16 protein-coding genes are annotated in these 12,647 nt (G+C 48.9%); 12 read left to right on the top strand and 4 right to left on the bottom strand.

Annotated elements, in window-relative coordinates:
- The gene (locus EQY_RS0109500) at positions 1-648 is read right to left on the bottom strand and encodes a YceH family protein (RefSeq protein ID WP_000877121.1); all 648 of its coding nucleotides are present in this window, start codon (positions 646-648) and stop codon (positions 1-3) included.
- Positions 649-658: 10 nt separating this feature from the next.
- Positions 659-1,243, bottom strand: a complete 585-nt coding sequence (rimJ, locus tag EQY_RS0109495; protein ID WP_000468197.1) for a ribosomal protein S5-alanine N-acetyltransferase — start codon at positions 1,241-1,243, stop codon at positions 659-661.
- Positions 1,244-1,478: 235 nt separating this feature from the next.
- Between rimJ and mdtH the strand changes: the two genes are divergently transcribed.
- From mdtH to EQY_RS0109450, 9 genes are all read left to right on the top strand, one after another.
- Entirely contained in the window at positions 1,479-2,687 is a 1,209-nt protein-coding gene (gene mdtH / locus EQY_RS0109490) for a multidrug efflux MFS transporter MdtH (protein ID WP_000092224.1), read from the top strand.
- 171 nt (positions 2,688-2,858) lie between these two features.
- Positions 2,859-3,419, top strand: coding sequence for a lipoprotein (locus EQY_RS0109485; protein WP_010345626.1), 561 nt, complete (start codon positions 2,859-2,861; stop codon positions 3,417-3,419).
- A 105-nt stretch (positions 3,420-3,524) separates the two neighbouring features.
- Positions 3,525-4,571, top strand: coding sequence for a dihydroorotase (pyrC, locus tag EQY_RS0109480; RefSeq protein ID WP_000126574.1), 1,047 nt, complete (start codon positions 3,525-3,527; stop codon positions 4,569-4,571).
- A 73-nt stretch (positions 4,572-4,644) separates the two neighbouring features.
- Positions 4,645-4,890 carry a DNA damage-inducible protein I gene (gene dinI / locus EQY_RS0109475; protein WP_001217767.1) on the top strand — a complete coding sequence of 82 codons (246 nt, stop codon included), beginning with the start codon at positions 4,645-4,647 and terminating at the stop codon, positions 4,888-4,890.
- Positions 4,891-5,166: 276 nt separating this feature from the next.
- Positions 5,167-5,421, top strand: a complete 255-nt coding sequence (bssS, locus tag EQY_RS0109470; RefSeq protein ID WP_000414435.1) for a biofilm formation regulator BssS — start codon at positions 5,167-5,169, stop codon at positions 5,419-5,421.
- A gap of 114 nt (positions 5,422-5,535) precedes the next feature.
- Positions 5,536-6,654, top strand: coding sequence for an N-methyl-L-tryptophan oxidase (gene solA, locus EQY_RS0109465; RefSeq protein ID WP_000872755.1), 1,119 nt, complete (start codon positions 5,536-5,538; stop codon positions 6,652-6,654).
- A gap of 46 nt (positions 6,655-6,700) precedes the next feature.
- Positions 6,701-6,814, top strand: coding sequence for a YceO family protein (locus EQY_RS0109460; protein WP_001253424.1), 114 nt, complete (start codon positions 6,701-6,703; stop codon positions 6,812-6,814).
- 261 nt (positions 6,815-7,075) lie between these two features.
- Entirely contained in the window at positions 7,076-7,642 is a 567-nt protein-coding gene (locus EQY_RS0109455) for a cytochrome b (RefSeq protein WP_000060038.1), read from the top strand.
- A gap of 1 nt (position 7,643) precedes the next feature.
- Positions 7,644-8,219, top strand: a complete 576-nt coding sequence (locus EQY_RS0109450; protein WP_000749261.1) for a YceI family protein — start codon at positions 7,644-7,646, stop codon at positions 8,217-8,219.
- 41 nt (positions 8,220-8,260) lie between these two features.
- On the opposite strand, the gene trhO is transcribed toward EQY_RS0109450, so the two are convergent.
- Entirely contained in the window at positions 8,261-9,313 is a 1,053-nt protein-coding gene (gene trhO, locus EQY_RS0109445; protein WP_024212495.1) for an oxygen-dependent tRNA uridine(34) hydroxylase TrhO, read from the bottom strand.
- 224 nt (positions 9,314-9,537) lie between these two features.
- Between trhO and lpxL the strand changes: the two genes are divergently transcribed.
- The 3 genes from lpxL to EQY_RS0109425 all read left to right on the top strand — a co-directional run bounded on the left by lpxL (position 9,538) and on the right by EQY_RS0109425 (position 12,312).
- Positions 9,538-10,458, top strand: coding sequence for a kdo(2)-lipid IV(A) lauroyltransferase (gene lpxL, locus EQY_RS0109440; RefSeq protein ID WP_024212494.1), 921 nt, complete (start codon positions 9,538-9,540; stop codon positions 10,456-10,458).
- Between the two features lie 170 nt (positions 10,459-10,628).
- Positions 10,629-11,855, top strand: coding sequence for a multidrug efflux MFS transporter MdtG (mdtG, locus tag EQY_RS0109435; protein WP_000050573.1), 1,227 nt, complete (start codon positions 10,629-10,631; stop codon positions 11,853-11,855).
- 82 nt (positions 11,856-11,937) lie between these two features.
- Positions 11,938-12,312, top strand: a complete 375-nt coding sequence (locus EQY_RS0109425) for a MysB family protein (RefSeq protein WP_000180062.1) — start codon at positions 11,938-11,940, stop codon at positions 12,310-12,312.
- Here EQY_RS0109425 and EQY_RS0109420 read toward each other — a convergent pair whose 3' ends face one another.
- Positions 12,313-12,540: a YceK/YidQ family lipoprotein gene (locus EQY_RS0109420; RefSeq protein ID WP_001211109.1), complete on the bottom strand. Its 228-nt coding sequence runs from the start codon at positions 12,538-12,540 to the stop codon at positions 12,313-12,315.
- Between the last annotated feature and the right edge of the window lie 107 nt (positions 12,541-12,647).

Below are 12,647 nucleotides of genomic sequence, written 5' to 3'. Positions count from 1 at the left end.
TTAATCTCCCAGATGGGCCAGCAATGAATCAAGACGCTGTTTCAGTTCTGCCACTTCGATTTCCAGTGCTTCGACACGAGCCTGTAAATCGCCGTCAACCGCGTTCGACGACTCCGTTAACACCGGCTGATCCTCAACTTCACCGCTGAAAAGATGCATATAACGGCTTTCACGTTTACCCGGTTCACGAGCCAGGCGAACCACAAAAGGCCCGTCTTCACGATTAGCCAGTTGTTCCAGCGTGGACTCCACTTCCGCCATATCGCTAAATTCATACATCCGCGCCGCGCGGCTGCGCAATTCGCCTGGCGTCTGGGCACCGCGTAACAACAAAGTGGTTATCAACGCCACTTCTGCGGCACTCAGTTTCAGATCGCCAAATTCTGAATTACAAAAGCGTTGCTCATATTTGGTGACCCGATTACCAAAACCGCTCACCGTGCGTAAATAATGACGTTTGACCAGATTATCCAGCTGCTCCTGCACCTCGGATTCACTCAGATTCATTACCGGTTCACGGTTCGTTTTCTGATTACAGGCCGTTACTACACCATTTACAGAAAGCGGATATTGCTCCGGCGTTGTCACCTGTTTTTCCAGCAAGCAGCCAATCACGCGGGCTTCCAGTGCAGTAAGTTGATATTTCATGAGATTCTCCTTAGCGGCCGGGCGTCCAGTCTGGGGTGGTTAATGCCGTCAGTACGTGATCGCGCCATTGTCCATCAATCAACAGATAGTCTTTCGCATAGCCTTCTTTTTCAAAACCCAGTCGCGCAAGTAAATCACCGCTGCGTTTATTGTGCGGCATATAGTTGGCCATAATGCGATGAATATGTTGGGTGCGCTGCATATAACGAATGGCGGCGGTCAGGGCTTCAAACATTAGCCCTTTGCCCTGCCATTTTTGCCCAATCGAATAACCGAGATAGCAGGCATGAAAAGATCCTCGCACCACATTAGAAAAATTGGCAACGCCAATAATCTCTTTCTCATCCGGGTCGAACAACCCAAAATAGAATGCAGAACCTTGTTTATGAAATTCATTAATCATGCTTAACCTGGCCTGCCAGCCTGAAGGATAGCAGTGGCTTTCGTCGCGCACTGGCTCCCAGGGCTTGAGGAAATGGCGATTCTCTGCGTAATAATCCGCCAGCCGCCAGGCATCACGATCATGCACCAGACGCACGACCAGTCGGTCCGTGGTTAAGCGCACTTTTGGCACGTTACTGCGATAGCCAAACATTCTATACCTACTCCTTCCCGTAACGTCTTTAATACGCTGTAAGTATTACTATACCTGCGCAACCAGAGCCTGTGAAAAGTCCAAAATGCCATTTCCTGCATTATTCACATATTTGATAAAAACTCTCTATCAAAGAGGGCTTTCGATAAAAAAATATTGTCCCGGGAATTGTGGGAAAAGTATTAGCGACCATGCAGAATAGAAAGTGCTCATCTTTTATTTCCCGGGAGGGGAAATGTCGCGCGTGTCGCAGGCGAGGAACCTGGGTAAATATTTCCTGCTCATCGATAATATGCTGGTCGTGCTGGGGTTCTTTGTTGTCTTCCCGCTGATCTCCATCCGCTTCGTTGATCAAATGGGCTGGGCCGCCGTGATGGTCGGTATTGCCCTCGGTCTGCGTCAGTTCATTCAGCAAGGGTTGGGTATTTTTGGCGGCGCAATTGCCGACCGCTTTGGCGCTAAACCAATGATTGTCACCGGTATGCTGATGCGCGCCGCCGGATTCGCCACTATGGGCATCGCCCAGGAGCCCTGGTTACTGTGGTTTTCCTGCCTTCTCTCAGGTCTTGGCGGCACTCTTTTCGATCCGCCGCGTTCGGCGCTGGTGGTCAAATTGATTCGCCCGCAGCAACGTGGGCGCTTTTTCTCGTTGTTGATGATGCAGGACAGTGCCGGTGCGGTCATTGGCGCTTTGTTGGGAAGCTGGCTGTTGCAATATGATTTCCGCCTGGTCTGCGCCACAGGGGCGATTCTATTTGTACTGTGTGCAGCGTTTAATGCCTGGTTGTTACCGGCATGGAAACTCTCTACCGTGCGCACGCCAGTCCGCGAAGGCATGGCTCGCGTGATGCGTGATAAACGTTTTGTCACCTACGTCCTGACGCTGGCGGGCTACTACATGCTTGCCGTTCAGGTGATGTTGATGCTGCCGATTATGGTCAACGACGTCGCCGGAGCGCCCTCTGCCGTTAAATGGATGTATGCCATTGAAGCATGTCTCTCCTTAACCTTGCTCTACCCTATCGCTCGCTGGAGCGAAAGGCGTTTTCGTCTGGAACACCGGTTGATGGCTGGGTTGTTGATAATGTCATTAAGCATGATGCCGGTGGGCATGGTCAGCAGCCTGCAACAACTTTTCACCCTGATTTGTCTGTTTTATATCGGTTCGATCATTGCCGAACCTGCGCGTGAAACCTTAAGCGCCTCGCTGGCGGATGCGCGAGCACGCGGCAGCTATATGGGTTTTAGCCGTCTGGGTCTGGCCATTGGCGGCGCTATTGGCTATATCGGCGGCGGTTGGCTGTTTGATCTGGGAAAGTCGGCACAACAACCAGAGTTACCGTGGATGATGTTGGGCATTATTGGCATAATCACCTTCCTTGCGCTGGGTTGGCAATTTAGCCAGAAACGCGCGGCGCGTCGGTTGCTGGAACGCGACGCCTGAAAACGCGATGCTTTCTGTTACCATTGCTCGCCCTGTCAACCTGACACGCCTTAACAGCTTGTTATTACCTGCCGCCGCAGAATTCAGTTTTTTCTGCTGGCGAGTTTAACGCTGGTGGCACATGCTGCGTTGTGTCAGGATATTGACGCAGATTTCATGTCGAGGACTACCATGAACAAGTTTTTATTTGCCGCTGCATTGCTCGTCAGCGGCCTGCTCGTTGGCTGTAATCAACTCACCCAGTACACGATTAGCGAACAAGAAATTAACCAGTCACTTGAGAAACATAATAATTTCTCGAAAGATATCGGTTTGCCCGGCGTAGCGGATGCCCATATTGTTCTGACAAACCTGGCCAGCCAAATTGGTCGCGAAGAGCCGAATAAGATAACCTTAACCGGGGATGCAAATCTGGATATGAACTCCCTGTTCGGCAGCCAGAAAGCGACCATGAAACTAAAACTGAAAGCACTGCCGGTTTTCGATAAAGAAAAAGGCGCTATCTTCCTGAAGGAAATGGAAGTGGTCGATGCGACGGTACAACCGGAAAAAATGCAGACAGTCATGCAAACGTTGCTCCCCTATTTGAATCAGGCATTACGCAACTACTTTAACCAGCAACCGGCTTACATTCTGCGCGAAGATGGCAGCAAAGGTGAAGCAATGGCGAAAAAACTGGCGAAAGGTATTGAGGTGAAACCTGGCGAAATTGTCATTCCGTTTACTGATTAAACACGAGGGCGCATTCGCGCCCTTTATTTTTCGTGCAAAGGAAAACGTTTCCGCTTATCCTTTGTGTCCGGCAAAAACATCCCTTCAGCCGGAGCATAGAGATTAATGACTGCACCATCCCAGGTATTAAAGATCCGCCGCCCAGACGACTGGCACCTTCACCTCCGCGATGGCGACATGTTAAAAACTGTCGTGCCGTATACCAGCCAAACCTATGGTCGGGCCATCGTTATGCCCAATCTGGCACCGCCCGTGACGACCGTTGAAGCTGCCGTGGCTTATCGTCAACGTATTCTTGACGCCGTCCCTGCCGGGCACGACTTCACCCCGCTGATGACCTGCTACCTAACTGATTCACTGGATGCAGACGAACTGGAGCGAGGGTTTAACGAAGGCGTGTTCACCGCTGCAAAACTTTACCCAGCAAACGCGACCACCAACTCCAGCCACGGCGTGACGTCGGTTGACGCTATCATGCCCGTACTGGAGCGAATGGAAAAAATGGGTATGCCACTGCTGGTACACGGAGAGGTGACACACGCCGACATCGACATTTTTGACCGTGAAGCGCGCTTTATTGAAACTGTTATGGAGCCGCTACGCCAACGTCTGGCTGGGCTGAAAGTGGTTTTTGAGCACATCACGACGAAAGATGCCGCTGAATATGTTCGTGACGGTAATGAACTGCTGGCTGCTACCATTACACCCCAGCATTTGATGTTTAACCGTAACCATATGCTGGTTGGTGGCATACGTCCGCATCTGTACTGCCTGCCCATTCTCAAACGTAATGTGCATCAACAGGCGCTGCGTGAACTGGTCGCCAGTGGCTTTAGTCGCGTTTTCCTCGGGACTGACTCCGCGCCACATGCGCGTCATCGCAAAGAGAGTAGCTGCGGTTGTGCCGGCTGTTTTAATGCCCCAACGGCGCTGGGCAGTTACGCCACTGTCTTTGAAGAAATGAATGCGTTACAGCACTTTGAAGCATTCTGTTCTTTAAACGGCCCGCAGTTCTATGGTTTGCCAGTCAACGAATCGTTTATTGAACTGGTACGCGAAGAGCAGAAAGTGGCTGAAAGCATCGCTCTGACTGACGACACGTTGGTGCCATTCCTGGCCGGAGAAACAGTACGCTGGACAGTTAAACAATAAAAAACGTAGTTCCCTGTTGTCATTAGGTTATTTTACCTGTATAAATAACCAGTGCATTAAACAGGGGGCTATTATGAGAATTGAAGTCACCATAGCGAAAACTTCTCCATTACCTGCCGGAGCCATTGACGCTCTGGCAGTTGAACTTTCCCGCCGTATTCAATATGCGTTTCCTGATAACGAAGGTCATGTTTCTGTTCGTTATGCCGCAGCTAATAATTTATCGGTTATTGGCGCAACAAAAGAAGATAAACAGCGCATTAGCGAAATTCTGCAAGAAACATGGGAAAGCGCAGATGACTGGTTCGTTAGCGAATAATATGCAGTAATGTTTGTTTTTGCCGGGTCGCCCCGGCTTTTTTATTTTCAGCACAAAATTTCTACACTTCCTCAAAATAATTGCACGATATGCTAAAAAAATATGAATGACATGCTGTTTTATTGTTCATATAAATCTTAAAAACAAAAAAATATCTCTTTCCCCCTTTAAAAATTCTGTGGATACCCTTACTTATTGGTATACTGAAGTTGCTTCAGATAAAAATGCATTGAACCTCGAATAACGTTGTCTAGTAACACGAATTAGGGGGCCATGATGGAAAAAAACAATGAAGTCATTCAGACTCATCCGCTCGTAGGGTGGGACATCAGCACCGTTGATAGCTATGATGCTCTGATGTTGCGTTTGCACTACCAGACCCCAAATAAGTCCGAGCAGGAAGGGACTGAAGTTGGTCAGACACTCTGGTTAACTACTGATGTTGCCAGACAATTTATTTCGATATTAGAAGCAGGAATCGCCAAAATTGAATCGGGTGATTTCCATGTAAATGAGTATCGTCGTCATTAACTTGACATGACCATCCACCCAAAAGGCACCAGATTGGTGCCTTTACTATTTCTGGGTTGTATATCTGCATTCACTTAATTACTCTGCTTAAACCATGAGAGCAGAGAGAAAAAAATGAAATACGATCTCATCATTATTGGCAGCGGTTCCGTAGGCGCTGCAGCCGGGTATTATGCCACTCGGGCCGGTTTGAAAGTGCTGATGACCGACGCCCATATGCCGCCGCACCAACACGGCAGCCACCACGGTGATACACGATTAATTCGCCATGCTTATGGTGAAGGTGAAAAGTATGTTCCGTTGGTACTTCGCGCGCAAACCCTGTGGGATGAACTCTCCCGTTACAACGAAGAAGACCCCATTTTTGTGCGCTCTGGCGTCATTAACCTCGGCCCAGCCGACTCCGAATTCCTCGCCAATGTCGCCCACAGCGCGGAACAATGGCAACTCAACGTCGAAAAACTGGATGCGCAAACCATTATGGCTCGCTGGCCTGAAATACGCGTCCCTGACAATTACATCGGCTTGTTTGAGGCTGATTCTGGCTTTCTGCGCAGCGAACTGGCAATTAAAACCTGGATCCAACTGGCGAAGGAAGCTGGCTGTGCCCAACTGTTCAACTGCCCGGTCACCGCAATTCGTCATGACGATGACGGCGTAACTATTGAAACAGCTGACGGCGAGTATCAGGCGAAAAAAGCGATCGTCTGCGCGGGAACCTGGGTAAAAGACCTGCTGCCAGAACTGCCTGTCCAGCCAGTACGCAAAGTGTTCGCCTGGTATCAGGCCGATGGTCGTTATAGCGTGAAAAATAAATTTCCGGCCTTTACCGGAGAACTGCCCAATGGCGATCAGTATTACGGCTTTCCCGCCGAAAATGACGCTCTGAAAATTGGAAAACATAATGGTGGTCAGGTGATTCATTCAGCGGATGAACGCGTTCCGTTTGCTGAAATCGCCAGTGACGGTTCTGAAGCATTTCCCTTCTTACGTAGCATACTGCCGGGCATTGGTTGCTGCCTGTACGGCGCTGCCTGTACCTACGATAATTCGCCTGATGAAGATTTTATTATCGACACCCTGCCCGGTCACGATAATACGCTGCTGATTACCGGCCTGAGTGGTCACGGATTTAAATTTGCATCGGTATTAGGGGAAATAGCCGCCGATTTTGCGCAAGGTATAAATAGCGATTTTGATTTGACGCCATTCAGACTTTCCCGCTTCAAATAATCATCATCACGGCCTCAAAATGAGGCCGTTTTTACAGGAGTATTTAATGCGTCGGCTGTTGAACTATCTCATCAATAATATTCGCGAGCATCTGATGCTTTATCTTTTTCTGTGGGGATTATTGGCCATTATGGATCTGATCTACGTGATTTATTTTTAACCACGCAGCACTGACATAAATTGACAAAAACTTAATCTCTCTTTCATTTGGTGTGAAAAATTGAATAAGCTTATGTCTCTCTTAACTTCATTCCCCAGACATACCTCATCCTGAAACCACTAAACTTATGAAGATTCTTTCATTATTAAATCAAAATTATTGAAATAAAAATAAATATCATTTGAATTGTTATTTTTAAGTTGCAATTCATTCTCCAACGCGCCATTTTCATTCTTTCGCAAATAAGTTTCGGATGCACTGATGTCCCTTACAAATACCCCCAAACGCTATGGTGTTATATCAATGACCTTTCATTGGCTGAGTGCAATCATTATCTACTGCATGTTTGCTTTAGGGCTATGGATGGTAACACTCAGTTATTACGATGGCTGGTATCACAAAGCACCAGAGCTGCATAAAAGCGTCGGTATTCTGCTCATGATGGGGCTGGTTATACGCATTCTGTGGCGTGTTATATCCCCACCACCTGGTCCGTTGCAAAGTTATTCGACCATGACGCGTCTCGGCGCACAAATTGGACATCTCGCGCTATACCTTTTGCTCTTCGCCATTGGCATCAGCGGCTATCTCATCTCGACCGCCGATGGCAAACCAATCAGCGTTTTTGGCTGGTTTGACATCCCCGCGACCCTTGCCGATGCTGGCGCACAGGCTGACTTAGCCGGTGCCCTGCATTTTTGGCTAGCGTGGAGCGTCGTCGTACTGTCCGTTATGCACGGATTTATGGCCCTGAAGCATCATTTCATCGATAAAGACGACACCCTGAAGCGTATGCTGGGAAAATCGTCATCTGACTATGGAGTATAAAATGAAAAAAAGCCTGCTTGGTTTAACCTTCGCTTCCCTGATGTTCTCTGCCGGTTCAGCTGTCGCCGCCGATTACAAAATTGACAAAGAAGGTCAGCACGCCTTTGTCAATTTCCGCATCCAGCATCTTGGCTATAGCTGGTTATATGGCACCTTTAAAGATTTCGACGGTACTTTTACCTTTGATGAAAAGAACCCAGCTGCTGATAAAGTGAATGTGACAATTAACACCACCAGCGTCGATACCAATCACGCCGAACGTGATAAGCATCTTCGCAGCGCAGATTTCCTCAACACCGCAAAATATCCGCAGGCGACGTTCACTTCTACCAGCGTGAAGAAAGACGGTGATGAGCTGGATATTACGGGTGATCTGACACTCAATGGCGTAACCAAACCAGTAACGCTGGAAGCAAAATTGATTGGTCAGGGCGACGATCCGTGGGGCGGTAAACGTGCGGGCTTCGAGGCAGAAGGCAAAATTAAGCTGAAAGACTTCAACATTAAGACTGATTTAGGTCCAGCTTCGCAGGAGGTTGATCTGATTATTTCGGTGGAAGGTGTACAGCAGAAGTAATGCATAGATGTTGCCGGATGACGCGCATCCGGCACGAATGTTTATTTTGTTGGATCAGGAATGACCAGCGTCGTGTTCAGCCGTCCACGCGATTTATTAAAGATCTTATTGCCATTTTCTCGCCCGGCACGACGGCGGCGCTGTTCTTCTGGCGGTAATGCGCTTTCTTCACAGCAAATCTCACTACAACAGCCCTTGAATTTCTCGGCACATGCCGGACACTGGATAAACAACAGATGACAGCCATCATTTCTACAATTGGTATGGCTGTCACAAGGTGTGCCGCACTGATGACAATGCGCAATAATTTCGTCAGAGATCCGCTCGCCCATCCGCTCGTCAAAAACAAAATTTTTACCAATAAAGCGGACAGGCAAACCTTGTTCACGCGCCTTACGAGCGTATTCAATAATCCCGCCTTCAATATGCCAGACTTTATTGAATCCGTTATGTTTCATCCAGGCACTGGCCTTTTCGCAACGAATACCACCGGTACAGTACATCACGATTTTTTTATCTTTATGCGCCTGCATCATCTCAACCGCTTTTGGCAGTTGTTCGCGAAAGGTATCTGCCGGAATTTCCAGCGCGTTTTCAAAATGCCCCACTTCATATTCATAGTGGTTGCGCATATCGATAAACAGCGCATCGGGATCATCAAGCATGGCATTCACTTCCGCTGCTTGCAGGTATTCCCCCACGTTACTGGCATCAAATTGAGGATCGTCAATACCATCGGCAACAATTCGGTCGCGAACCTTCATGCGCAGCACCCAGAAGGATTTCCCGTCATCATCCAGCGCAATATTCAGACGTAAACCGTTTAAAGCAGGATCAAAAGCATATAGCTGTGCGCGAAATGTCTCTACGTTGCTCGCCGGTACGCTGATTTGTGCGTTGATCCCTTCATGCGCCAGATAGACCCGCCCAAAGACATTCAACGCGGTAAATAGCTTATATAAAGCATCGCGGGTCGTTTTGGGATCGGTAATGTGGAAATATTTATAGAACGAAATGGTGGTACGTGGTTCGCTCTCGGCCAGCATTTTGGCTTTCAGCGCGTCATTAGAAATGCGGTTGTGTAACACTGGCATGGTGTACGGTTCCTGCAGGGTGGGAAAGTAAAAATCCGCAGCATGATATAGCAATTATCGACAATTAACATCCATACATTTTACGCTACATTTGCGCATTAAAAATTATTAATGATTTACATACGCGGTAATTTCGCCCAGTCTTCGGTCACAAATTTTGGTTGCGGACGAAAAAATGCGACAATACATACAATTGCCCGTATAGGTTGAAAGACAGGATTTATATGACGAATCTACCCAAGTTCTCCACCGCACTGCTTCATCCGCGTTATTGGTTAACCTGGTTGGGTATTGGCGTACTTTGGTTGGTCGTGCAATTGCCCTACCCGGTCATCTACCGTCTCGGTTGTGGATTAGGAAAACTGGCGTTACATGTTATGAAACGTCGCGCCAAAATTGTACATCGCAATCTGGAACTGTGCTTCCCGGAGATGAGCGAACAAGAACGCCATGAAATGATGGTGAAGAATTTCGAATCCGTTGGGATGGGGCTGATGGAGACCGGCATGGCGTGGTTCTGGTCGGATCGTCGAATTGCCCGCTGGACGGAAGTGATTGGCATGGAACATATCCGTGACGTGCAGGCGCAAAAGCGCGGCATTCTGTTGGTCGGCATCCATTTCCTGACGCTGGAGCTGGGCGCAAGGCAATTTGGTATGCAGGAACCGGGTATCGGCGTCTATCGCCCAAACGATAATCCGTTGCTCGACTGGCTGCAAACCTGGGGGCGCCTGCGTTCGAATAAGTCGATGCTTGATCGCAAAGACTTAAAAGGAATGATCCGGGCACTAAAGAAAGGCGAAGTGGTCTGGTATGCGCCAGATCATGATTACGGCCCGCGCTCAAGTGTTTTCGTGCCGCTGTTTGCTGTTGAGCAGGCGGCGACCACCAGTGGCACCTGGATGCTGGCGAAAATGTCTGGTGCGTGCCTGGTGCCGTTTGTTCCGCGTCGTAAGCCAGACGGCAAAGGGTATCAGTTGATCATGCTGTCGCCAGAGTGTTCACCTCCGTTGGATAACGCTGAAATCACCGCTGCATGGATGAATAAAGTGGTCGAAAAATGCATCATGATGGCACCGGAACAGTATATGTGGCTGCATCGTCGCTTTAAAACGCGCCCGGAAGGCGTACCTTCACGCTATTAAATCTCCCTTGCCGGATGTTTCGAACTGCATCCGGCATTACCACTACAAATCCTCCTGATTTAGCGATAAAAGCTCTGTACATTGCGTCACCTATAAGTCAGGCGCATAATTAGTGTGCTTACTTTTTCTTCTTTTAATCACCGCGCCTGGCGCACCAACAGCGGATTGCTATGTCACTCTGTGAAAATGACACCCCCATAAACTGGAAACGAAACCTGATCGTTGCCTGGCTAGGTTGTTTTCTTACCGGTGCCGCCTTCAGTCTGGTGATGCCATTCTTACCCCTCTACGTTGAGCAACTTGGCATCACCGGCCACAGCGCGCTGAATATGTGGTCGGGGATTGTCTTCAGTATTACCTTTTTATTTTCCGCCATCGCCTCCCCTTTCTGGGGCGGGCTTGCCGACCGCAAAGGCAGAAAAATCATGTTATTGCGTTCTGCTCTCGGCATGGGCATCGTGATGGTGCTGATGGGGCTGGCGCAAAATATCTGGCAGTTTTTGATTCTGCGGGCGCTGCTTGGTTTGCTTGGCGGATTTGTCCCCAACGCCAATGCTCTTATCGCCACACAAGTACCGCGTAATAAAAGCGGCTGGGCGCTGGGCACGCTCTCCACCGGCGGCGTTAGCGGCGCGTTGCTCGGCCCGATGGCTGGTGGCTTACTCGCTGATAACTACGGCTTACGTCCGGTATTCTTTATTACCGCCAGTGTGCTCATACTCTGCTTTTTCGTCACCCTGTTTTGTATCAGAGAAAAATTCCAGCCCGTCAGCAAAAAAGAGATGCTGCACATGCGGGAAGTCGTAACATCGCTTAAAAATCCGAAACTGGTACTTAGCCTGTTTGTCACAACATTAATTATCCAGATTGCTACTGGATCTATCGCACCAATCCTGACGCTGTATGTCCGCGAACTGGCAGGAAATGTCAGTAATATCGCCTTTATTAGTGGCATGATCGCCTCCGTGCCCGGCGTGGCTGCACTGCTAAGTGCTCCACGACTTGGTAAACTTGGCGATCGTATCGGGCCAGAAAAGATCCTGATAACTGCGCTGATCTTTTCTGTGCTGCTGTTGATCCCAATGTCTTATGTCCAGACACCACTGCAACTGGGGATTTTACGCTTTTTGCTCGGCGCCGCAGACGGCGCTCTGCTCCCAGCCGTACAAACGTTGCTGGTTTATAATTCGACCAACCAAATCGCCGGACGCATTTTCAGCTATAACCAGTCGTTTCGCGATATTGGCAACGTTACGGGGCCGTTGATGGGCGCAGCTATTTCAGCACACTACGGCTTTCGTGCTGTATTTCTGGTTACCGCCGGAGTCGTTTTGTTTAACGCGGTCTATTCGTGGAACAGCCTGCGCCGTCGCCGACTCCCCCAGGTATCGAACTGATTTTTCGCCTTTCATACTTGCAAAAGCGGAGAATCAGCTATTCTTTCCCTGAACACCTCAGCAAATCAAAGGGAGAGTCGTGATGACTATGTACGCAACGCTTGAAGAAGCCATTGATGCCGCACGCGAAGAATTTCTTGCTGACAACCCCGGCATCGACGCCGAAGAAGCGAATGTGCAACAGTTCAATGTCCAGAAATATATTCTGCAAGATGGCGACATTATGTGGCAGGTTGAGTTTTTAGCCGATGAAGGCGAAGAAGGTGAATGCCTGCCAATGTTCAGTGGAGAAGCCGCACAAAGCATCTTTGATGGCGACTATGATGAGATTGAAATCCGCCAGGAATGGCAGGAAGAAAATACCCTGCATGAATGGGACGAAGGTGAATTTCAGCTTGAACCACCGCTGGATACCGAAGAAGGACGCGCAGCAGCAGATGAGTGGGATGAGCGTTAATTACTCATATGCTCCGTGATGAATGTCGATCGGTAGCAGTAAGGTATCAAAGACTAAAGAGAAAGGGAGATCAAGGATTGTGACATAGCGCCATGCGGAGTCACGTACATCCCATTGCACGCCGGGATAATATTGGTTGCCATGCCCCTGTCCCGGTATGGTGCGGCTAATGATGCTGCCACAACCACTCAGCAAGGTAACCATGATGCTGACTACGATGAAACGCATTTGAACCCTCTTCCGTAAAAAAATACCGGCATAACGCCGGTATTTTTATTGCTGACAAAATGCTTGTTGTTTTTGCCGGATGCGGCATGAACGCCTTATCCGGCCTA

The organism is Escherichia sp. TW14182, assembly GCF_000208525.1.
In the GTDB taxonomy this organism is placed as follows: Bacteria; Pseudomonadota; Gammaproteobacteria; order Enterobacterales; family Enterobacteriaceae; genus Escherichia; species Escherichia ruysiae.
This window is presented reverse-complemented; position numbering and strand designations above follow the sequence as displayed.